Here is a 20,420-nt window from a genome sequence, read left to right as displayed (position 1 = left end):
CTTCGTGATTGTTTTGCGAAGGAGGTTTTTTGTTTTTACTTAAAAAATTCCTAAATCCTGCTCTTCGTCTCGCAAGGTTTCGTTTGTGATTTGCTGGTCTAGAACTGAGATGTAGTTTTTTGCCCATCTTCGAACGTTGTTGTTCTTTTTAGTAGTCAATGTTGCGATGGCTTGTTTGTCTGCCTCTAAATAAGGGACTAGAGATCCTGTCCACCCACGAGAGGCTAAATTTGCTCTTAATGTATTTATTACTTTATTTTTGTCGCCGAAAGTTTCCAGTAAAGATATGAATAATTTCGAAGGTTGGCGTCCATCTTCTATGTTTTCAATCACGTCTATGCAGCTGGCTACGAAAATTGGAGCAGTATCTGGATTTGCTAGGCACCAATCAATAACTGCTTTGACGGGCAGCGCTGATAGTACACTTGGTAGCTGCGTGCTAACGCTGTTTTCGCGATCGAGGAGTTGCTGGAGCCAATAGAGTTCCATGCCCTGTGATTTGAGAATGGCTTGGGAGAATATCGGCCATATTACTTCTCCGTACTTTTTCATTATTTCGGTAAGCAGTGGCTTTGTGTACGTCCAGATGTCATTGTGATCGTACCCATCTTTACAAGCAAAAATTAATTGATTGGCTATTTCAACTGCAAACTGCTCATCTCTAACTTTCAATATTTCATTCGATAGGTCTTGCCAGTGATGCATGTCTTTAAATAAATTTTTGTCTTTTTTACTAAGTGGGACTCTAGTGACTAGGGTCTTAATAGTGCTTCTGAGGTTGGCCTTACGGTCAGGATTGCTAAAACAATGCATATAAACGATGTTAAGTGCAACCCATGCTTCTTGACTCCCAATTTCGGACAGTTGTAGGCAGAAATTAGATATATCCTTGTCGCAGACGTTGTCTGTTACACTTCCATAGCTAAGGGTGTTGGCGGTATTGCCGTCAATTTCTCTGCTTCTTATTAAATTTATTAGTTTTTGAAGATGGTGTTGTTTTATTTCTCCGGTTCGAATAAATTCTGGATAGTATCTTTTTAGATTTTTGTTGTTGGCTAGTGTTTCGATTAGGTGTTCCCACGAGGCTGGATCTTTTTCAAAGACGCCATTAAACAAACCAAGAATGAACAATAAGTTTGGTGCTTGTTTGGTTGCTATGCGAGTCAAACTCTCTTCAATTAGTTTGATCGTGCTATTGCTTTCAATAGATAATGTTCTGCCGAAAATATAGGCTTGTTTTTGCTGGCCATCTAAAAGCAAATCTACATGAGGTAATAATTCGGTGGTTCTAGTGCTAATATTTTTTGCTAGATTCTCGGCTTTTTTTGCGGCTATATCATCATAGCCTCCATGTTCATTTTTTTTATGCTCCCATGGAGGATTTGTTACTAGGATTTTTAGCTTGCTGGGCAAGTCGGAATCTTCTGGGTTTAAAAGATCAGACCAATGATCTAATGCTGCGCGAGCTTCTGAGTTTAAGCTTTCTATATCGAAATTATATGCGTTCTTTATGCTTTCGGCGGCGGAAGGCCAGTATTTTCCGTTAATTTTAATTATTTTGTTTATTGCACCGTCGAGCATTGCAATGCGCCCTTTGCTTACAAATCCACGAATGGAGTAACCTATCGCATTCAGAACGGCTTCTTTCTGAGACGCACCTCTAGTCATCAAAATCAAGAGCAAATCGATAGACTCCTGCCAATAGTCGAAGACTTCCTGCCATATTGTCGGTCGCCACTCTTGAAGCGGTGCTTTTGTACCTTGGTACTCAGCACCGATGGTTCTATGGCCGCCGTACAAGCTTATCGCTTGCTCTAAAGATTTAATTAAAACAAGATCAATTGTTGGGGATTTTTTTTGTAAGGCTCTAGTTAATACCGAAAAGCGAGAGCTTGGAGGGGCCGAGGTTCCTGATAAATCAATTCTGAAAAGCTGAGTAAATGTTCCCGTTGCATTATTACTCCATGTTTCGTTTTCGTTTGCAGCTAAGAGCAGTAGACACCATGCCGCCTCTTCAAATACTTCCGAGTGAAAACATAGTTTTTCCAGTGCCCATACTAAGTTTCTCCGAGTGTCTCCTTGAATAGACATTAAATCTGAATGTGTTAGATTTGTTAAAGTGTTGTAGAGCGCGGAAGTGGTATCGTCGGAGTTCACGTTCACAAAAGCGCGGAAGAGTCTTGAGCCCCGTTCAGATAAGATCACCTCCGCTTGGCCAAAAGGGCCTTTTGGCCCACATAGAGCTTCGGTCAAAAGTTTAACGTTTGTATGGAAGTCTAATTTTTCAATCTGAAGGCAAAATCTATCAACCATGCCTTGTGGTAAACCATCAATAAGCTCTCTCTGTTTCTTTTCTCTAGTGTTAGTCCACCATTGGCCCGCTAAACGAATTGCTAATGGTTTTGGAACTACTTGACCAAATCGGCCCCGTCTGTCAATCAATCCCCTGCTAGTGAAGCGTTGGATGCATTCGTAAACTTTGTCAATTTCTAAACTTGTTAACTGTGCTATATACTCAAGCTGATATTCTACGTCCTCCTCTACTCCAAAAGCATCAAAAAGGGAGCAGGCTTGCAAAGTTTTTAGGTAGTCAATGTTTTCATGTTCATCTCGAGCCCATAATAGTTTATTGGCTAGCTCGTCTTCACTAAGTTCCCCTAACTTTGGGTTTTCATTTAGTCTGGCTTCAGCTAAGAGAACCGCCATTTGGGGGAAGCCTTGTGCGAAATCTGAAACTCTTTGCAGGTCGGTAAGTTTGTTTCTGTAAACTGGGTTTAGCATGTCGACGAGCTCTTCGTCGCTCATTTGCTGTAATTTATAGGATATGGTTGGAGATGAGACTGAGTCGAAGTTGTAGTCAAGTGTTAACAGGCTAATATGACTTTTCTCTCGTCGCACTTCTTTTACTAATCGCTCATGTAGTCTGTATTCGCAATTGTCAATAACTAGGATTGCCCTAAATCCTAAGCTAACCCAGTCTGCAACAAGTGCGTCAATCTGAGGTGCGTGATTTGCATCTACATAAACTACTAAGTTTTGAAGAGAAGAGTTTCCAGCGAAAACCTCAAAGGCGGTTCGAGTTTTACCAAGCCCGGAAAGCCCCATAATTCTTAGACAGGATTTTGGATTGGGGAGTTCGTTTCTTAGACTCTCAACTATTGCAGTTCGACTACTTGCGTCGAAAAAAGGAAGAACCGAAAAGTCTTCGTGCTGAGACCATAATTCAAATGTTTTTAACCCTCTTTCTACAGGTCTCCCAGACCAATGCTGTACCGCAACAACTGTGGTGATATAGCAGTTAACCCATCCTGCGATGTCGCTTGCGTCGTAAATAAGTAGTTCGCATGTGTCATGATATTTTTTATTTTTGTTTTTCAATGTTTCGCGTAAAGAACTTATTCGAGCATTTTTTTGCTTTTTATTAAGCTCTTGAGTAGTGAAGACGACGTAGCTCCCATTGTTTGACAATACTGTATCGACCTGGTTCTTAATATCTCCCTTTTCTGTCAAAAGCTCTTTTCCATAAGCTGCCGGTCCCATTTCAGTAGCTTTATTCTGGAATAGTGTCAATCTGTTTGGAATATAATCAGTTTTAGATATGCCATTGTTCCAACTAATGCGGCCGTCCTCTCCGCCATCTCCGGTAATAATATTCAGTGCAACTTCTATGCTGTTTTGTGAAAGTTCAAATTTAAAAGCCTCGGAGTGCAGAAGTTCCTTTAGTAATTGTGTTAGTTGAATGTCGCTTAGTTGCTTTATATCGGCCGATTCAATTTTGAAAGGTTTAGTCATATGAACGCCTTTGCTGAAGTCGTCGTAATATTCTTGGGGTCGCGGTGAAGCTAATCAACTCGGACTGAAGATAGCAGAAGTGAGATCAAGCGGTACCAATCAAAATTGCTCTCCGATCTTCTACGTCAATCAAAGCTGATTTAAATTCCGATTATTCAATCCGCGTTCGTGTCCCTACTCTACTGTGGCCGATACTGCAACGCTTCGGCCAGATGTTCCCGATTGATATCCGCACGCTTCTCCAGATCCGCCAACGTCCGTGCGACCTTCAGCAGCCGGTGCGCCGAGCGCAGCGACAAGGTCAGTCTTTCGCACGCCGTCTCCAGCCAGGTTTCATCGGCTGTGGATAACTTGCAGTGCTTCTTCAGCCCCGGCAAATCGAGAAACGCATTGGCACAGCCCTGGCGTCTTTGCTGACGCTCGCGGGCCTCGGCGACCAATGTGGCTGCGCTGGCGCTGTCCTCTCCCGGTTTCACCGCCGGGTTCAACGCTGTCGCTTCCCTCGCCACCGTCAGGTGCAAATCGATCCGATCGAGCAACGGCCCCGATAACTTGTTGCGATAGCGCTGCACCATGTCCGGCGTGCACGAGCACTTGCCGCTGGGCTCGCCAAGATATCCACAAGGGCAGGGATTCATCGCTGCCACCAGCTGGAATCGTGCGGGAAACCGTACCCGTTCCTTGGCCCGTGCGATGACGATGCAGCCGGATTCCAGCGGTTCGCGCAGAACCTCCAGCACCTTGCGGTCAAACTCGGGCAGTTCATCAAGAAACAATACGCCGTGGTGGGCGAGGGTGATTTCGCCGGGTTGCGGTTTTGAGCTGCCTCCGACCAGCGCCGGCCCGGAGGCCGAGTGATGCGGTTGGCGGAACGGGCGCTGCGGCCAGTGAGTCAGGGGCGCCCCGCTGGCGACGGATTGAATCGCCGCCACTTCCAGCGCTTCACTCTCGGCCAGCGGTGGCAGCAAGCCCGGCAAACGACTGGCCAGCAACGTCTTGCCCGTCCCCGGTGGCCCGCTGAACAGCAGATTGTGCGCACCGGCGGCGGCAATCAGCAGTGCCCGCTTGGCGGCCAGTTGGCCTTGTACCTCATTCAAGTCGGGATAGGGTTTGGCGGCATGGATCAGCCCGTCCGAGACATACGGCTCGACCGGTGTATGCCCATTGAAATGCGCCACGGCCTCCAGCAGATGATCCACCGCGATCACCCTCAGTCCCGAGGCCAGACAAGCCTCCTCGGCATTCGCTCGCGGCACCACCAGCGTCCGCCCGGCCTTGCGCGCCGCCAGCGCCGCCGGCAACACCCCACGCACCGCCCGCACTGCGCCGGATAACGCCAGCTCACCCAGACACTCCACGTCATCGAGCGTCAACGTCGGCACCTGCACACTCGCCGACAGAATCCCCAGTGCAATCGCCAGATCGAACCGCCCGCCATCCTTGGGCAGATCCGCCGGCGCCAGATTCAACGTGATCCGCCGCGCCGGAAACTGCAGCCCGGAATTGATGATCGCACTGCGCACCCTGTCCTTGCTCTCCTTCACCGCCGCTTCGGGCAGGCCGACCATGGTCAGCGAGGGCAAGCCATTGGCGAGGTGAACTTCAACGGTGACAGCGGGGGCATCCACGCCAATCTGGGCGCGACTGTGGACGATGGCGAGGGACATGGTCGTTCCTTGAGTTGAATCGGGGGCCGCTTCCTGCGGGTTTTTTAAGGGTAGTCGGGGAGGAGAGTGTTGGAGGGACGGCTGCCTGGGCAAACCTTCACTGGATGTTGCTGGAGTCGAAATGATTAATCGTCAGGCGTAAAAAAACCGCCAACTAGGCGGTCTTTTAATTCGGGATTCAGGTTCCGCCACCGGCGAGCCAGCCATCTGGCTCCAATTCTTTGCCATAGGTCGCGGCGACCTTCAAAAAGTGCCGCTGACTGGCAGAAATCGTATCGGCCAAACTGGGCGCTTCTACACGAAGCCTGGATGCAAGTAACGGCTGTTTTTTCCGCTTCTTCTGTTTCATAGACACCTCTCGTGTCTGGAGGAATGAATCGATCTTATTGGTCGTCCAGTGGAAAGACAAGGCGGTCGGTTGTATCGAAATGAAAGCCAAGTTTTTGGTAGTAAGGGATGGCGCCAGAGTCAGGTTCCTGGACCTCGATTTCAGTACATCCCAGTCTCCGTGCGTAGAATTCAGTTGTCAGTAGCGCCATGGGTGCGATCCAGCCTCGCAAGGTGTGGGTTCTGCCAGTTCGTCCCTGCAAAAGGATGATTTTTATGCAGATCGTGCTTTTGCGCGGAGTTGCGTAACACAAGCCGCACAGTTCTCCTTCGTACCAAAAAGCTAGGTCCAGACCCTTTGCGTCTTTGGTTTTCCACTTCAGCACGTCATCCCATGGATAGCTCACGGGCCCGCTCCACTGGTGGTATGCATTGATTGCTACAGGAGTAATTGGCTCAATTCCGAGTGATGTTGCATCCACCCCGGCCGCTAATGCTTCCGGGTCCATAGATACGGTTCGGTGTGCAAGTTTGCGGGCTTCAGATTTGAGTGTCTGATTACGGAGCTCGGTACCTTTTCCTTTTCTTCGCATTGTCTGTGTTCTGTTTGGATCAGGCCGCAGAAGGTAGCGAAGGCAGGGATACTCACGTAATCAGGCATGGGGGACAGTCCTTGTAGGACGGTACTTACGTAAGTGAAGGACGTTGGTTTGGACGGATTCAGGATTTTCTGCCCGCCAACAAGCCGCTTGGCTCAAGCTCAGGTCCGCACGTAAGGGCGACTTCAATAAACCTCCGTTGATTGGCTGACATATTTCCAGCCAGTCGGAGTGCTTCAAGGTGTAGTTCAACAATCAGAAGTAGCTTTGTCTTCCTCTTTTTATCCTTCACAGAGACCTCCATCCTGATGGGTGCATTTTCGTTTGCCAATGTAATGACAGGTGTAAGGACTGCATAACCAGGCGTAGACGCCGATTTTTGTAGGGGCATGCCCTAATAGTTGTAGGACGCCAGCGAAAGCGACTCGACGGTCTTGTATCGCAAAGTCGGATGCTCCAGTTTGACCACTCAATACAGCCTCTGGAGGCGAAAAATGAACCGCAATGGTATGCGCTCGATTCATCCCGGCGAGGTTCTGAATAAGGAGTTCATGGAGCCGTTGGGCATGCCTGTCATGGACTTGGCCATGCCCACGAACTGGCCTGAAACCGAGATCGAGAAGCTTGTGAAATGCCAGCTCAGGATCTGCGCCGATCTGGCAATCAGGCTGGCCATCCACCTCAATACCACACCTGAGTTCTGGATGAGTCTTCAGTCGACTTACGATTTACGCAGGGCCCAGCTCCGGCATGCGGGCCTATAGCGATTGCAGCATCCGCGAAGCCCTCTTCCACCAAGTGCCCGGTTCTGGGCGCTTTAGCTTTTCCCGTTCTACCACCATCAACGGCACATCCTGCAACCGAATCCACGGCTGGTTATTCCAGTGCAGCAAACTCAACGACATCTCGGGCCAATTCAGAAGGCTTAGCTGTGGGCGTTCGCTTGTGGTGGGGTGCTGGGCGTCGCGCAGGGTGGGGATGACCTGATGGGTGAGCCATTCGCGCAGGGCACGGTATTCGGGGCAGTAGTGATAGACGAGGAGGGCGTAGATGCCGGATTCGCTGATCAGGAGGGTGTTTTCGATCTGGTTGTGGATCAGGGTTTTGCGGGTTTGGTATTGGTCGGGGTCGAGTTTTCGCAGCATGCGTTCGTTGAGGTAAATGTGCAGCAGACGGCCCAGGTCGCGGGCGGAGAACCAAGGTTGGTTCTGGATAAGAAGGGCGTGAAGGTGGAGTTTGTGGCGGATGAAGACGTTGGGAATTAAATAGCTTTCGTCCATGACTCGGTTCTCGAATGTGGTGAAGAAAGCTGCCTCTGATCGTCGCCAAACAAAGAGGGTGGCAGCTATGCGCGGATTGGCGAACCGGGACATTCGAAAACCGGCAGACCCGAAGGTCTCCCACGCACAGCCGCCATAATTCGAGGTGGGAGTATTTCCCTCGTTCGAACATCATCGCGCTGCGTCAAATGTTGCCGGGTCGCCAAACCCAGTGCTGAACATTCAGCATTGGGTGAGCTTAGGAATCAGGGCTTCACGACGCAATCGGACGGCGGGGTTGCAAGCTGTAGGATTCTGCCGAGAGTCGATAGCGAATCCTGAATGGCGGGAAGGTCGTTCCGACCTTCATTCGCGGGCAAGCCCGCTCCCACAAGGGACCGCATTCACAAAGAAACGAGGTGTTACTCAGCCGGGGGCGTCAGCTTCGCTTCCAGCTCAGCCACCTTCGCCTCAAGGCTCTCAAGCCGGGCGCGAGTGCGCGCCAGCACCACCATCTGACTGTCAAACTCTTCGCGGCTCACCAGGTCCAGTTTGCTGAAGGCACTCTGCAGCAGCATCTTGAACTGGCTTTCGATTTCGGCTTTTGGCAAGGGCGTGTCGCCGCTGAACAGGCGGGAGGCGGTGCCGCTCAGGGCGTCGAGGAAGTCTTTGGGCGCGAGCATGGGATATGTCCTGGAAACAATGGCCGGCAGTGTATCACGCAGTGTCTATAGTCATTGGCGCAGGCACGGATGCACGCTTTTCGCGCAATGGGATGCACGGCTGCGCACCGTTGTTGTGCGTATCCCGTGTGCCATTTGGGTGATGGCATCTGCGACAGCGGCCAAGGGATTGAAATCAGTGGTTTTTGGCGAGATGGCAAGCTTTCTGCTTAGTCACCTTCGACCCATGCACTGATGCAGTCGCTGTGACGAATGCAGTGCGGCAGACGGAGCGGGGAGTTTCGTCTGGAGCGGTTAGCTGGCGTCGACAACGAAGCGTTACAAAGCCAGGCACTGCGCTTAGACTTGAGTCGGGTTTGTTTTCCTGGGGCAAGTCCACCAATTCGGGAGAGAGTTTCATGAAGCTAGTCACTGCCATCATCAAGCCGTTCAAGTTGGACGACGTGCGCGAGTCGCTGTCCGAAATCGGCGTGCAGGGCATTACCGTTACTGAAGTCAAAGGCTTCGGTCGGCAGAAGGGTCACACCGAGCTGTATCGCGGCGCGGAGTATGTGGTCGATTTTCTGCCCAAGGTGAAAATCGACGTTGCCATCGACGACAAGGATCTGGATCGGGTTATCGAGGCGATAACCAAGGCTGCCAACACCGGCAAGATCGGTGACGGCAAGATCTTCGTGGTCAATCTGGAACAGGCGATCCGCATCCGTACCGGCGAAACCGATACCGACGCAATCTAAACGCCGCCACAAACCCAACGCCCCAGGAGAAAACAATATGACTCTGCGTAAATTCGCAGGGCTAGGAGCCCTGTTGTCTATCGTAATGCCCGGCCTGGCCATGGCGGCAGACGAAGTGGCAGCTCCAGTCCTGAACTCCGGCGACACCGCCTGGATGCTCACCTCCACAGCCCTCGTGCTGTTCATGACCATTCCCGGCCTCGCGCTGTTCTACGGCGGCATGGTTCGGTCGAAAAACATTCTTTCCGTGATGATGCAGTGCTTCGCCATTACCGGTCTGATCAGCATCCTGTGGGTCATTTATGGCTACAGCATTGCGTTCGACACCACCGGCATGGAGCAGGGCGTCGTCAACTTCAACTCGTTCTTCGGCGGCATGGGCAAGGCGTTCCTCGCCGGTGTCACACCTTCGAGCCTGACCGGCCCTGCGGCGTTGTTCCCTGAGGCGGTGTTCATCACCTTCCAGATGACCTTCGCGATCATCACCCCGGCGCTGATCGTCGGTGCGTTCGCCGAGCGGATGAAGTTCTCCGCGATGCTGATCTTCATGGGCATCTGGTTCACCCTGGTCTATGCACCGATCGCGCACATGGTCTGGTCCGGCAACGGCGGCCTGATGTGGGACTGGGGCGTACTCGACTTCGCCGGCGGCACCGTGGTGCACATCAACGCCGGTGTGGCCGGTCTGATTGCCTGCCTGGTACTAGGCAAGCGCAAAGGCTTCCCGACCACCCCGATGGCCCCGCACAACCTCGGTTACACCCTGATGGGCGCGGCCATGCTGTGGGTCGGCTGGTTCGGCTTCAACGCCGGTTCCGCTGCGGCCGCCAATGGCACCGCCGGCATGGCGATGCTGGTGACTCAGATCGCGACCGCCGCTGCCGCACTGGGCTGGATGTTCGCCGAGTGGATCACTCACGGCAAACCAAGCGCACTGGGTATTGCATCCGGCGTCGTTGCCGGTCTGGTCGCGATCACTCCGGCTGCTGGTACCGTGGGCCCGATGGGCGCACTGGTGATCGGTCTGGCGGCAGGCGTGGTGTGCTTCTTCTGCGCCACCACCCTGAAACGCAAACTCGGTTATGACGACTCCCTGGACGCCTTCGGTGTGCACGGTATCGGCGGTATCCTCGGTGCGATCCTGACCGGTGTGTTCGCCGCACCGTCGCTGGGTGGCTTCGGCACCGTCACCGACATCGCCGCACAAGTGTGGATTCAGTGCAAAGGCGTCGGCTTCACCGTGATCTACACCGCCATCGTCACCTTCATCATCCTCAAGGTGCTGGATGCCGTGATGGGTCTGCGCGTGACCGAGGAAGAAGAATCGGTCGGCCTGGATCTGGCACAACACAACGAGCGCGGCTACAACCTGTAAGCACGCGCCGCAAAAAACTTGCCCGGCTCGCCGGGCATTTTTTTGTCTGGAATTTGTCTTCCCTGATACAGCTGAAAGGATTTTTCGTACTGCTTTGGTCGTGTTTACGACGAGTGTTTTTCTGCGGCCAAAGGCTTACATCATTGAAGGAATATTAGGGCCTTTGTTTTTTTCCAGAGCGCGCTAGAATGCGCCCCGAACGTGCGGAGAACTGTATGTGGCAACAGACTCTGATAACCCTGCGGGCACGGCCCCGGGGCTTTCATCTGGTGACGGACGAGTTGCTCGCCGGCCTGCCTGAACTCAGGGCATGCCGGGTCGGTCTGTTGCATTTGTGGCTGCAGCATACCTCGGCGTCGTTGACCATCAACGAGAACGCCGATCCGGCGGTACGTCGCGACTTCGAACGATTTTTCAATCGTCTGATCCCACAAGGAGCAGACGGCTATGAGCATAACGACGAAGGCCTGGACGACCTCCCGGCGCACTTCAAGGCCAGCGTGCTGGGCTGTCAGATCAGTTTGCCGGTAACGGCGGGTCGACTGGCACTGGGTACCTGGCAAGGCGTTTATCTGGGCGAGCACCGTGATCATGGCGGTGCCCGTAAAGTCCTCGCCACCTTGCACGGTGAAGGGGCATAAACCGTTGGTCACCAATGGTTACCGATTTTTTTCCGGCGACTTTCGACAGTCGCCAAAGCTGGTCTATAACTAATCTGCTTTTCGCAAGTCATGAGGTAGAACATGAGCGACGATGATCTGGAAAACGACGACCTCGAAGTAGGCGACGAAGACGAGGCCGAAGACGGTCTGGAAGCAGCAGCGGAAGACGTTGCTGAAGACGATGGCGGTGACGATACGCCGGCCCCGGCTGCCAAAGGCAAAGCCAAGGCTGCGGTGTCGGTCGACGAGTTGCCGAGCATCGAAGCCAAGAACAAGGAGCGCGACGCCCTGGCCAAGGCCATGGAAGAATTCCTTGCGCGCGGTGGCAAGGTTCAGGAAGTGGAGGCCAACGTGGTCGCCGATCCGCCCAAGAAGCCGGACAACAAGTACGGCAGCCGCCCTATCTGAGGCGTGTCGCTTGCTTGCTGAAATAGCCCGCCGTCGCTGCGGGCTTTTTCATGGGCGAAAGAAACTAGCCGAGGCTGTTCCAGCGGGCGAGCACCGCGGGCAGATCGTTAAGACTGCGAATCTCGGCATCCGGCAGGCGCTCCGCTTCCCAGACCTTGCCGGCCGGGTTGAACCAGATCGCTCGCAGACCGGCCTGCTGCGCCCCGGCGATGTCATCCCCCGGGTGATCACCGATATGCACCGCTGCTTCGGCGTTCACGCCACCGCGCTGCAACGCTTCATGGAACAGTCGCGCATCCGGCTTGGCGATGCCGATGTCTTCGGCGCACAGCGCAAACTTGAAGTAGTCCGCCAGCCCGAGGCGACGCACATCGGCGTTGCCGTTGGTGACCACGCCGAGGGCGTAGTGTTTGGCGAGGGTTTCCAGGATTGGCTCGACTTCCGGGAACACGTCGATCTGATGCCGGGCATGCAGAAACACTTCAAAACTCTTGTCCGCCAGATCCGACGCTTCGCCGTGGGCGTACCCGGCTTCTTCCAGCGCATGGAACAGCACCCGCCGCCGCAACGCGCTGATGCGGTGCTTGAGCCCCGGTTCGCGGGCCAGCACCCGCTCGCGGATCGACCACAGATGCTCCACCGGCACCGCGCCCAGATTCGGTGCATGTTCGCCCAGCCATTCACGCAAAACCGCTTCGGCGCTGACGATCACCGGGGCGGTGTCCCACAGGGTGTCGTCGAGGTCGAAGGTGATCAACTGGATGCTCATGAATCGTCGCCTTTCATGCGTTTGGCCCGTGGGTGGGCGCTGTCATAGACCGCCGCCAGGTGCTGGAAGTCCAGGTGGGTATAGATCTGGGTGGTCTTGATGTCCGAGTGGCCGAGCAGTTCCTGCACCGCGCGCAGGTCCTGGGAGGACTCGAGCAAATGGCTGGCGAAGGAATGTCGCAACATGTGTGGGTGCAGGTTCTGCCCCAGTTCGCGCTCGCCGGCCAGTTTGACCCGCACCTGAATCGCGCGCGGGCCAAGGCGTCGGCCTTGCTGGCTGACGAATACCGCGTCGTCCGCCGGGTTGGTCAGCGCCCGCAGCGGCAGCCATTGCTCCAATGCTTCCCGAGCCTTTTTGCCGACCGGCAACAGACGCGTCTTGCTGCCCTTGCCGAGTACCTGAACCATGCCGTCGGCCAGATCGAGCTGATCGAGATTGAGCCCGGTCAGCTCCGACAGACGCAGCCCGGAGGAATAGAACAATTCCAGAATCGCCTGATCGCGCCGGGCCAGAAAGTCGTCCTCGACTGCGCCTTCGAGCAGTTGCAGCGCTCGGTCGGTATCGAGGGTTTTCGGCAAGCGGCGCTCGCCTTTGGGCGGTGCCAGGCCGGTAGCCGGGTCGTGATCGCAAAAGCCTTCGCGATTCAGGTAGTGATAGAGCCCGCGCACCGCCGAAAGCAGGCGTGCCAGGCTGCGGGAGGACTGGCCCTGTGCATGCAGGCGGGCGATCAGGCTGCGCAGGCGCTGGATGTCAAGCGCCTGCCAGCTGCCGATGTTCTGCTTGTTGCACCAACCGAGGACTTTATCGAGGTCGCGGCGGTAGGCCGACAGCGTGTGCGGCGACACCTGCCGCTCACTGCGCAGGTGTTCGCAGTAAGCGTCCAGTTGTCGTTCCATGCTCAGCGTACCGAGCGCAGGGAGCTGTTGACCCGTGGCAGCACGCGGCCCATGACTTCGGCGATGTAGCTGAGGAACAGCGTGCCGACCGAGCTCTTGTAGTGCTGCGGATCACGGCTGGCAATGGCCAGGATTCCGTGGATGCCCTGATGGCTGACGGCGACCACGGCGGTGGAGCCGATCTGCTTGCGCTGCTCCTCGCCGAACAGGAAGTCCAGCTCATGCTCGCGCAGGCTGCCGCTGACGCTCTTGCCTTCGGTGAGCAATCCACCGATGGCGGTTTGTGCGTCGGCGTGGGTCACCCAGCGGCCGACCGGGGCCGGGTTGTCGCCGAGCAGGATCAGGCTGACGAAGGGCACCTGAAAATCCTGACGCAGACTGTCTTCGACGCTGATCACCACATCTTCCAGAGTGGCAGCGTCCATCAGGGCGAGGATCAGGCGACGGGTCTTGTCGAACAGGCGATCGTTGTCCCGGGCCACGTCCATCAAGTGCGAGAGGCGATGGCGCATCTCGATGTTGCGGTCGCGCAGGATGGACATCTGGCGCTCGACCAGCGATACGGTGTCGCCGCGACGATGAGGAATGCGCAGGGACGGCAGCAGCTCTTCGTGTTCGATGAAGAAATCCGGATGAGCCTCCAGGTACGCGGCAACCGCTGCCGCCTCCAGACTTTCGGGCGCTGTTTCAGTGGACTTTCGGGCGGGTACCTGAGGCTTGTCGGTCATGGCTTCTGCTCACTCAAAGACGCACTTGTCCTTCGTATACACGCACTGCCGGGCCGGTCATCAGCACCGGTTGGCCGGGGCCTGCCCATTCGATGGACAGGCGCCCGCCCGGCAGGTCGATCAGCAGTGGCGAATCCATCCACCCCTGGCTGATCGCAGCTACAGCAGCAGCGCAGGCACCGGTACCGCAGGCCTGGGTTTCCCCGGCACCGCGCTCCCAGACGCGCAGTTGCGCGCGATGGCGGTCGATGACCTGGAGAAAACCGACGTTGACCCGCGCCGGGAAGCGCGGATGGTGTTCGATTTTCGGCCCCAGTTCATGCACCGGTGCAGTGTTGATATCGCTGACCCGCAGCACCGCATGGGGGTTGCCCATGGACACTGCGGCCAATTCGACCGGCGTACCGTCGACATCGACCTGATAACTCAAGGCCTGCTCCGGTGCCTGGAACGGAATGTCCGCCGGCACCAGGCGCGGGGCGCCCATGTTCACGCTGATCTGGCCGTCATTACGCACGTCCAGTTCGATGATGCCGCCCTTGGTCTCGACGCGGATCTGCCGCTTGGCGGTCAGACGCTTGTCGAGCACGAAGCGGGCGAAGCAGCGCGCACCGTTGCCGCACTGCTCCACTTCGGAACCGTCGGAGTTGAAGATCCGGTAACGGAAATCCACATCCGGATTGCTCGGCGCTTCGACGATCAGCAACTGGTCGAAACCGATGCCGGTGTGCCGGTCGCCCCACATTTTTGCGTGCTTGGGCTGAATATGCGCATGCTGGCTGACCAGGTCGAGAACCATGAAGTCGTTGCCCAGGCCGTGCATCTTGGTAAAACGCAGCAGCATGGGGTTACTCCGGCAGCAGGCTTTCGCCGGCAAACAGCTCGGCCACGGTCTCGCGGCGACGCACTTCAAATGCCTGATCGCCATCTACCAGCACCTCGGCGGCACGGCCGCGGGTGTTGTAGTTGGAGCTCATTACGAAACCATAGGCGCCGGCCGAATGCACGGCCAGCAGATCGCCTTCTTCCAGCGCCAGTTCGCGTTCCTTGGCGAGGAAATCGCCGGTTTCGCAGATCGGGCCGACGACGTCATAGGTGCGCGCAGCGGTCTCGCGGGGCTTGACCGGGGTCACGTCCATCCAGGCCTGGTACAGCGCCGGGCGGATCAGGTCGTTCATCGCCGCATCGACGATGGCGAAGTCCTTGTGTTCGGTGTGCTTGAGGTACTCGACCTGAGTCAGCAGCACGCCGGCGTTGGCGACGATGAAGCGGCCCGGTTCGAACACCAGCGCCAGATCACGACCGACCAGACGCTCGCGCACGGCCTTGATGTAATCGGCGGCCAATGGCGGCTCTTCATCGCGATAACGCACACCCAGACCGCCACCGAGATCGATGTGGCGCAGGTGGATGCCGCAATCGCCGAGGCGATCGACCAGATCCAGCAGGCGATCGAGGGCATCGAGGAACGGAGGCAGAGTGGTCAGTTGCGAACCGATGTGGCAGTCGACGCCGACCACTTCCAGGTTCGGCAGGTGCGCGGCACGCACGTACACGTCTTCGGCGTCGGCGATGGCAATGCCGAACTTGTTCTCTTTGAGACCGGTGGAAATGTACGGGTGGGTGCCGGCATCGACGTCCGGGTTCACGCGCAGCGAGACCGGCGCACGAACGCCCAGCTCGGCGGCGACCACTTGCAGGCGCTCAAGCTCGTCGGTGGATTCGACGTTGAAGCAATGCACGCCGACTTCCAGCGCGCGACGCATGTCGTCACGGGTCTTGCCGACGCCGGAGAACACGATCTTGTCCGGGCTGCCGCCAGCGGCCAGGACGCGTTCCAGCTCGCCACGGGACACAATGTCGAAACCGGCGCCGATACGGGCCAGGACATTCAATACACCGAGGTTGGAGTTGGCCTTGACCGCGAAGCACACCAGGTGCGGCATGCCGGCCAGCGCATCGGCATAGGCCAGGTACTGGGCCTCGATGTGGGCGCGGGAGTAGACGTAGGTCGGTGTGCCGAAGCGATCGGCGATGGCGGACAGCGCCACACCTTCCGCGAACAGCTCCCCGCCACGGTAGTTAAAAGCGTCCATGGCGATCCCTTAGTAAACGTCGTGCTTGTGTGCCTTGGAGACAGGCTGCTTTTGCGAAGACTGGGCTTGCTCGGCCGGGTCCTGATCTTCATCGGGCAGGTACAGCGGGCCTTTCTGACCGCAGGCCGAAACGAGGCAGGCAACCGCGACGAGCGCAGCAAGGGAAGAGATCAGGCGCTTCATGGCGAAATCCTTGAATATGCGTTAATTGCGCCGGAGTATACCGGCCACCCGGCAGCTTGCCTATGCGACGGAACTCCCGTCCGGCGGGGCTCGGGCTGCGGCGCGGAAACTTTTCCTGCAAGGCGGGTGCATATTTCGTCGCCGGGCAGGGCGCTTGGTCGTTATCCTTTGCAATCGGCTGGCCGCGTCCGTATCTTGCGGCGCTTGAGCCTGATCAGACATTTTTTGAGGTTGCCGCAATGAGTTTGTCCGAAGCCCGTTTCCATGATCTGGTCGATGCCACCCAGCAAGCGCTGGAGGACATCTTTGATGAAAGTGGCCTGGATCTGGACATGGAGAACTCGGCCGGTGTGCTGACTATCAAGTTCGACAACGGCAGTCAGTTGATCTTCAGCCGTCAGGAACCTCTGCGTCAGCTGTGGCTGGCCGACCGTTCCGGCGGTTTCCATTTCGACTATGACGAGCAGGCCGGCAAGTGGGTCTGCGAGAAAACCGAAGAGTTGCTGGGCGAAATGCTGGAGCGCATCGTCTGGGAGCGCGCCGGCGAAAAACTCGATTTCGACGAAATCTGAGATGAGTACCGCGCCACGGCCTGCCAAGCCGCTCTACAGCAACGTCAGCCCGGCAGTGCCTTCGCCGTGCACCGGCGTCTGTCGGCTGGATGAGCAGAAGGTCTGTCTCGGCTGCCTGCGGCATGTCGAAGACATCCGTGAATGGCGTTCGGCCGATGACGAGCGCCGCCGGGTTATCTGTGCCCAGGCGATGCAGCGCAGGCAACTGTCCGGGACGTAGCTTGTATATTTTTTGAGCTGTGATAGTGTCCGGAAACGCCTCAACCCATCGAGGCCTGGTGAAAACCCCGTCTTTTTTTGGCGGGGTTTTGCTTTTTTTGTGTGCAGAAGAAAGGAGTCTGCCCGGATCATGACCGCACCTTCCATCACCCTTACCCGTCTGGACGTGCAACGTCTGGAGCGCCTGATCGACAGCCTGGATGAATCGCTGCCGGGCGTGATCGCGCTGCAAACCGAACTGGACCGCGCCGATACCCTGGTCGGCCACGATGAAGTGCCCGCCGACGTCGTAACGATGAATTCCCGTGTGCACTGTCGCGAAGAAGGCAGTGGCAAGGACTACCACCTGACTCTGGTCTACCCGAAGCACGCCAATGCCGACGAAGGCAAAATCTCGATCCTCGCTCCGGTCGGCAGTGCGCTGCTGGGCCTGAAAGTCGGCCAGCACATCGACTGGCCGGCACCGGGCGGCAAGACCCTGAAACTGACGTTGCTTGAAGTCGAATCGCAGCCGGCCAACGGCGGCGACTTTCCGGAGTAACTCCGCCTCAGACCTGCTCGAGCGCCTCGTTCAGAGAGCGTTCCAGGTCGGCCTTGTAACGCAGATACAGATTGCTGGAACTTTGCCCGTCACCGAGCAGGCCCGAGAGGTCGAGGTCGGTGATGTAGCAGCGGTAGCGCTCGGTTTCCCGGCGCTGGCCGACGATTTCCCGGGCGACCACGCTGAACAGCTGGTCGCCATGTTCCAGCTCGCTGAATTCCCGTTGATTGCAATACAGCGTGACCTGCACTTCGCCGGGCGCGGCTTTGCCGACGATCGCCTGCACGTCGTAGAACGGTTTGTTGACTGGCGTCTGCGGTGCGGTGCGCATTTCCACCCGTCGCGCGCGTCCGGGCCCTGATGGCAATAACTGGTAATACAAGATTTCGAGGCTGGCGGCCTGGCTCGCATCCATCGGCAGCAGCGCTTCGCGCCGGAACTGGATCGATTGCAGGAACCGCTGCAACGGCACCAACAGGCTTTGCTCGTCGTGGTAGGGCAAGTGCTGTTGCCACAGCGCATTGAATTCGTCGAGTACGTACAGCTCGGCTGTTTGCTCGATGATCCGGTAGAACACCTGTATGCATTCGGGCTGGCCCATCGGCAGGGTCAACGCCAGGTCGTGGTCTTCCAGTGCCATCGGGTCCAGGTGCAGCGGGCTATAGCGTGGCTGTTCCTCGCCCAGATAATCGAGCAGCGCCGGCAGGGTGGCGAGGGCGACGTGGTTGACCTGGCCCGGCACCAGCTCCAGCACGTGATAGTGCTGCTGCACCTGGATCAGGTAGCGGTGATTCAAGTCGCTGAGCAACAGGGTCTGCGCGGTATCGACGATTTCTTCTACCCGGCGGGCGATGAATTGCGCGCGGTTGTGGCAGAAGCAACGTACCCGCAGCGATGGCTGCTGCGGTCCGCGCGGCAGGTTGTTGAGGTAATCGCGCAGGCAGTCGAGCAGCGCGTGCGGGCCGTCGAAGCGGTTGACCAGCACTTCGTTCCAGCTGTTGAGCGTGACCTGATCGAGGGTCAGTACGAGGTTCTCGCGGACCCCGGCATAACTCAGGGAATCGGTGCGCTCGGTGGTCATGAGGATGTTCAGGTCGCGGTGATGCTTGAGCGGGTCGACCCCGACATTCACCAGCATCAGCACCTCGCTCGGCACACTGGCGCGCAGCAGTGGTTCTTCTGCAACCGTGGTCAGGGGCAGGGCAATGCTCTGTTGCAGGCTGCCGAGCAAATTGAACAGCTCGAACTCGCTCATGTCGCTGGTGCCGGGGTGCAGCGCCAGTCGTGTGCTGCTGTCGATCACGCCGTTGCGGTGACACCAGGTCAGTAGCTCCAACAGATGCCGGCAGCGCTTGATCGGAGCGAAATGCTCCCACTCCAGCGCCGTGAGACTGCCGTTGTACAGGCCCCATTGGGTTTGGCCGGGCTCCTTTTTGTTCGGCGACTGCACCAGGGTCAGGGTGTCTTCAGCCAGGTCAGGGGCGATGCCGGGGTTGATGAACTCGACCTTGTCGGCCTTGCGTTCGAATGCGGCGTACAGGCGCCGGCCGAGAACGTTGAGGTCGCGCTTGTTGATCAGGCTCACGGTCTGTTCGGTGCGGGCGAACTGGGTCAGGAAGCGGTAGCTGTAGTTCAGCTCGTTGACCAGGGCACGGCGCTCCGCACTGACCTGGCGGACTTTCCACTGGCTGCGGCTGTCGAGCAGTGCCAGTTGCCGCTGGTCCCAGTGCCATTCGCTGGCCAGTCTTTCCAGCAATGAGCGCTGCCAGCTCTGGGTGCGGCTGTTGCCGGTGAGCTTGCGGTTGATCTTGAGGTACAGCGCCCGACGCACCAGCTCCAGCCGTTCCGGCTCGTTGCGCGCAGTGAGGTACTCCTCGATCCGGCGGTAAACCACCATGTACGGATCCAGCTCGTCGAGATCCAGCCGATTGGCGAATACGGCCTGCTTGAAGCGCAGGCTGAGGCATTGCACCTGCGGATGTTCGCTGGCGTAGACCTCGATCAGCAGCAGCTTGAGCACCGACTTGTAAGGCGACTCGATGCCCTTGAACAGTTGCCACAGCCCGGCGCCCACGAACTCGCCCGGCGGAATGTGGGCCAGGGGGCCGAGGTCGAGGGTTTCATCGTTGCGGATGAAACGCTTGGAAATCAGGGTGTGGGTGTACGCGTCGTAGGCACGTTCTTCGTAAACCGGCACCAGCCACCAGATCGGCGTACGCCCGGCCAGCCAGATCGCGGTGCGGTAGAACTCGTCCAGCAGCAGATAGTGCTGAGTGGTGCCGCAATCTTCGGAGCTGAGCTGGGTATCGCGCTCGCCTTTGACGAAGCGTGCCGGGTCGATCAGGAAGAAATGCGCCTCCGCGCCCTGGCTGGCGGCCCAGGTTTCGAGCAACTGGCACTTTTTACGCAGCTCGGCCAGTTCACTGTCGCTCAGGTCGGGGGCGTGGCACACCCACACGTCCATGTCGCTCTGGTCGGCCTGGGCCAGGGTGCCGAGGCTGCCCATCAGGTACAAACCATGAATAGGCCGTGGCGGATTGCTGCCATGGCGCGGCTTGTAGGAAAACGAACGCGTCAGGCGCTGGGCTTCGGCGAGTGCATCGGCGTCCGGTTCGTAATTCGACAGTCCGGCCGGCGTGCTGCCCGAGACATAGCCGGGCAACAGCGGATGATTGACGTGGAAAAACAGCGGTAACAGGGTCAGCACGCTTTGCTGGCGTGTCGACAGGCCTTCGAGGGCCCGGTTCAGGCGGCCTTCATTGAGTTTGAGAAAGCGTGCACGCAGCTGGCTGAGAACCTTGCGGTCGATGCCTTCGTCCAGGTCGGGGCGGATTTCATGGGTGAGGGTCATGTCGGCTCAAACCGGCGCGCAGGGCTCGGAGGCAAGGGGTCTCGGGTGTCCGGGAG

21 protein-coding genes are annotated in these 20,420 nt (G+C 56.9%); 8 read left to right on the top strand and 13 right to left on the bottom strand.

Features of this window, described 5'->3' with window-relative positions:
- Window positions 1-39 precede the first annotated feature (39 nt).
- The 4 genes from NE357_RS28085 to NE357_RS28070 form a co-directional block, all read right to left on the bottom strand.
- On the bottom strand, window positions 40-3,792 hold the full coding sequence (locus NE357_RS28085) for a hypothetical protein (protein ID WP_169432440.1): 3,753 nt from the start codon (window positions 3,790-3,792) through the stop codon (window positions 40-42).
- 179 nt (window positions 3,793-3,971) lie between these two features.
- Window positions 3,972-5,459, bottom strand: a complete 1,488-nt coding sequence (locus tag NE357_RS28080; RefSeq protein WP_169432439.1) for a YifB family Mg chelatase-like AAA ATPase — start codon at window positions 5,457-5,459, stop codon at window positions 3,972-3,974.
- 178 nt (window positions 5,460-5,637) lie between these two features.
- Window positions 5,638-5,808 carry a hypothetical protein gene (locus NE357_RS28075; protein ID WP_169432438.1) on the bottom strand — a complete coding sequence of 57 codons (171 nt, stop codon included), beginning with the start codon at window positions 5,806-5,808 and terminating at the stop codon, window positions 5,638-5,640.
- Between the two features lie 34 nt (window positions 5,809-5,842).
- Window positions 5,843-6,295, bottom strand: coding sequence for a GNAT family N-acetyltransferase (locus tag NE357_RS28070; protein WP_371915525.1), 453 nt, complete (start codon window positions 6,293-6,295; stop codon window positions 5,843-5,845).
- A 584-nt stretch (window positions 6,296-6,879) separates the two neighbouring features.
- On the opposite strand from NE357_RS28070, the gene NE357_RS28065 reads away from it, so the two are divergent.
- Window positions 6,880-7,149 (top strand): HigA family addiction module antitoxin, encoded by a 270-nt coding sequence (locus NE357_RS28065; protein WP_169432437.1) that lies wholly within the window; start codon window positions 6,880-6,882, stop codon window positions 7,147-7,149.
- On the opposite strand, the gene NE357_RS28060 is transcribed toward NE357_RS28065, so the two are convergent.
- Both NE357_RS28060 and NE357_RS28055 read right to left on the bottom strand, forming a co-directional pair.
- On the bottom strand, window positions 7,144-7,665 hold the full coding sequence (locus tag NE357_RS28060) for a BRO-N domain-containing protein (RefSeq protein WP_169432436.1): 522 nt from the start codon (window positions 7,663-7,665) through the stop codon (window positions 7,144-7,146). The two genes, NE357_RS28065 and NE357_RS28060, sit on opposite strands and share 6 nt — an antisense overlap.
- A 401-nt stretch (window positions 7,666-8,066) precedes the next feature.
- Window positions 8,067-8,327, bottom strand: a complete 261-nt coding sequence (locus NE357_RS28055; protein ID WP_011336527.1) for an accessory factor UbiK family protein — start codon at window positions 8,325-8,327, stop codon at window positions 8,067-8,069.
- A gap of 398 nt (window positions 8,328-8,725) precedes the next feature.
- Here NE357_RS28055 and glnK point away from each other — a divergent pair, with 398 nt between their 5' ends.
- The 4 genes from glnK (at window position 8,726) to sutA (ending at window position 11,509) form a co-directional block, all read left to right on the top strand.
- Window positions 8,726-9,064, top strand: coding sequence for a P-II family nitrogen regulator (gene glnK, locus NE357_RS28050; protein ID WP_002555808.1), 339 nt, complete (start codon window positions 8,726-8,728; stop codon window positions 9,062-9,064).
- A 37-nt stretch (window positions 9,065-9,101) separates the two neighbouring features.
- Window positions 9,102-10,439, top strand: coding sequence for an ammonium transporter (locus NE357_RS28045; protein WP_027610437.1), 1,338 nt, complete (start codon window positions 9,102-9,104; stop codon window positions 10,437-10,439).
- 215 nt (window positions 10,440-10,654) lie between these two features.
- Window positions 10,655-11,080, top strand: coding sequence for a secondary thiamine-phosphate synthase enzyme YjbQ (locus NE357_RS28040; RefSeq protein WP_169432435.1), 426 nt, complete (start codon window positions 10,655-10,657; stop codon window positions 11,078-11,080).
- Window positions 11,081-11,182: 102 nt separating this feature from the next.
- On the top strand, window positions 11,183-11,509 hold the full coding sequence (sutA, locus tag NE357_RS28035) for a transcriptional regulator SutA (protein ID WP_007951900.1): 327 nt from the start codon (window positions 11,183-11,185) through the stop codon (window positions 11,507-11,509).
- 64 nt (window positions 11,510-11,573) lie between these two features.
- On the opposite strand, the gene NE357_RS28030 is transcribed toward sutA, so the two are convergent.
- Genes NE357_RS28030 through lptM form a run of 6 tightly spaced genes read right to left on the bottom strand, consistent with a single transcriptional unit; the run spans window position 11,574 to window position 16,181 of the window.
- Window positions 11,574-12,278 (bottom strand): HAD family hydrolase, encoded by a 705-nt coding sequence (locus NE357_RS28030; protein WP_445576625.1) that lies wholly within the window; start codon window positions 12,276-12,278, stop codon window positions 11,574-11,576.
- The gene (gene xerC / locus NE357_RS28025; RefSeq protein WP_169432434.1) at window positions 12,275-13,174 is read right to left on the bottom strand and encodes a tyrosine recombinase XerC; all 900 of its coding nucleotides are present in this window, start codon (window positions 13,172-13,174) and stop codon (window positions 12,275-12,277) included. The genes NE357_RS28030 and xerC overlap by 4 nt, the downstream gene beginning before the upstream one ends.
- A 2-nt stretch (window positions 13,175-13,176) precedes the next feature.
- Window positions 13,177-13,902 carry a DUF484 family protein gene (locus tag NE357_RS28020; protein ID WP_169432433.1) on the bottom strand — a complete coding sequence of 242 codons (726 nt, stop codon included), beginning with the start codon at window positions 13,900-13,902 and terminating at the stop codon, window positions 13,177-13,179.
- Between the two features lie 13 nt (window positions 13,903-13,915).
- Window positions 13,916-14,746: a diaminopimelate epimerase gene (gene dapF / locus NE357_RS28015; protein WP_169432432.1), complete on the bottom strand. Its 831-nt coding sequence runs from the start codon at window positions 14,744-14,746 to the stop codon at window positions 13,916-13,918.
- A gap of 4 nt (window positions 14,747-14,750) precedes the next feature.
- Entirely contained in the window at window positions 14,751-15,998 is a 1,248-nt protein-coding gene (gene lysA / locus NE357_RS28010; RefSeq protein ID WP_169432431.1) for a diaminopimelate decarboxylase, read from the bottom strand.
- A gap of 9 nt (window positions 15,999-16,007) precedes the next feature.
- Window positions 16,008-16,181 (bottom strand): LPS translocon maturation chaperone LptM, encoded by a 174-nt coding sequence (gene lptM / locus NE357_RS28005; protein ID WP_007951888.1) that lies wholly within the window; start codon window positions 16,179-16,181, stop codon window positions 16,008-16,010.
- A 239-nt stretch (window positions 16,182-16,420) separates the two neighbouring features.
- Here lptM and cyaY point away from each other — a divergent pair, with 239 nt between their 5' ends.
- From cyaY to rnk, 3 genes are all read left to right on the top strand, one after another.
- Window positions 16,421-16,753: an iron donor protein CyaY gene (gene cyaY / locus NE357_RS28000; protein WP_114886277.1), complete on the top strand. Its 333-nt coding sequence runs from the start codon at window positions 16,421-16,423 to the stop codon at window positions 16,751-16,753.
- Window position 16,754: 1 nt separating this feature from the next.
- Window positions 16,755-16,973, top strand: a complete 219-nt coding sequence (locus NE357_RS27995; protein WP_169432430.1) for a DUF1289 domain-containing protein — start codon at window positions 16,755-16,757, stop codon at window positions 16,971-16,973.
- Between the two features lie 129 nt (window positions 16,974-17,102).
- A complete protein-coding gene (gene rnk, locus NE357_RS27990) occupies window positions 17,103-17,513 on the top strand; it encodes a nucleoside diphosphate kinase regulator (RefSeq protein WP_169432429.1) in 411 nt (136 codons plus the stop codon).
- Window positions 17,514-17,520: 7 nt separating this feature from the next.
- Here rnk and NE357_RS27985 read toward each other — a convergent pair whose 3' ends face one another.
- Window positions 17,521-20,364, bottom strand: coding sequence for a class I adenylate cyclase (locus tag NE357_RS27985; protein WP_169432428.1), 2,844 nt, complete (start codon window positions 20,362-20,364; stop codon window positions 17,521-17,523).
- Window positions 20,365-20,420: the final 56 nt, after the last annotated feature.

The sequence above is a fragment of the Pseudomonas sp. G7(2022) genome (genome assembly GCF_052660475.1).
The sequence above is the reverse complement of the archived record's forward strand: the minus strand, read 5'-3'. Positions and strand labels throughout refer to the sequence as shown.

Excerpts from the sequence above, each read along its gene's own strand:
- NE357_RS28085 (WP_169432440.1), bottom strand. The coding sequence starts at position 3,792 with ATGACTAAACCTTTCAAAATTGAATCGGCCGATATAAAGCAACTAAGC.
- NE357_RS28080 (WP_169432439.1), bottom strand. The coding sequence starts at position 5,459 with ATGTCCCTCGCCATCGTCCACAGTCGCGCCCAGATTGGCGTGGATGCC.
- NE357_RS28075 (WP_169432438.1), bottom strand. The coding sequence starts at position 5,808 with ATGAAACAGAAGAAGCGGAAAAAACAGCCGTTACTTGCATCCAGGCTT.
- NE357_RS28070 (WP_371915525.1), bottom strand. The coding sequence starts at position 6,295 with ATGGACCCGGAAGCATTAGCGGCCGGGGTGGATGCAACATCACTCGGA.
- NE357_RS28065 (WP_169432437.1), top strand. The coding sequence starts at position 6,880 with ATGAACCGCAATGGTATGCGCTCGATTCATCCCGGCGAGGTTCTGAAT.
- NE357_RS28060 (WP_169432436.1), bottom strand. The coding sequence starts at position 7,665 with ATGGACGAAAGCTATTTAATTCCCAACGTCTTCATCCGCCACAAACTC.
- NE357_RS28055 (WP_011336527.1), bottom strand. The coding sequence starts at position 8,327 with ATGCTCGCGCCCAAAGACTTCCTCGACGCCCTGAGCGGCACCGCCTCC.
- glnK (WP_002555808.1), top strand. The coding sequence starts at position 8,726 with ATGAAGCTAGTCACTGCCATCATCAAGCCGTTCAAGTTGGACGACGTG.
- NE357_RS28045 (WP_027610437.1), top strand. The coding sequence starts at position 9,102 with ATGACTCTGCGTAAATTCGCAGGGCTAGGAGCCCTGTTGTCTATCGTA.
- NE357_RS28040 (WP_169432435.1), top strand. The coding sequence starts at position 10,655 with ATGTGGCAACAGACTCTGATAACCCTGCGGGCACGGCCCCGGGGCTTT.
- sutA (WP_007951900.1), top strand. The coding sequence starts at position 11,183 with ATGAGCGACGATGATCTGGAAAACGACGACCTCGAAGTAGGCGACGAA.
- NE357_RS28030 (WP_445576625.1), bottom strand. The coding sequence starts at position 12,278 with ATGAGCATCCAGTTGATCACCTTCGACCTCGACGACACCCTGTGGGAC.
- xerC (WP_169432434.1), bottom strand. The coding sequence starts at position 13,174 with ATGGAACGACAACTGGACGCTTACTGCGAACACCTGCGCAGTGAGCGG.
- NE357_RS28020 (WP_169432433.1), bottom strand. The coding sequence starts at position 13,902 with ATGACCGACAAGCCTCAGGTACCCGCCCGAAAGTCCACTGAAACAGCG.
- dapF (WP_169432432.1), bottom strand. The coding sequence starts at position 14,746 with ATGCTGCTGCGTTTTACCAAGATGCACGGCCTGGGCAACGACTTCATG.
- lysA (WP_169432431.1), bottom strand. The coding sequence starts at position 15,998 with ATGGACGCTTTTAACTACCGTGGCGGGGAGCTGTTCGCGGAAGGTGTG.
- lptM (WP_007951888.1), bottom strand. The coding sequence starts at position 16,181 with ATGAAGCGCCTGATCTCTTCCCTTGCTGCGCTCGTCGCGGTTGCCTGC.
- cyaY (WP_114886277.1), top strand. The coding sequence starts at position 16,421 with ATGAGTTTGTCCGAAGCCCGTTTCCATGATCTGGTCGATGCCACCCAG.
- NE357_RS27995 (WP_169432430.1), top strand. The coding sequence starts at position 16,755 with ATGAGTACCGCGCCACGGCCTGCCAAGCCGCTCTACAGCAACGTCAGC.
- rnk (WP_169432429.1), top strand. The coding sequence starts at position 17,103 with ATGACCGCACCTTCCATCACCCTTACCCGTCTGGACGTGCAACGTCTG.
- NE357_RS27985 (WP_169432428.1), bottom strand. The coding sequence starts at position 20,364 with ATGACCCTCACCCATGAAATCCGCCCCGACCTGGACGAAGGCATCGAC.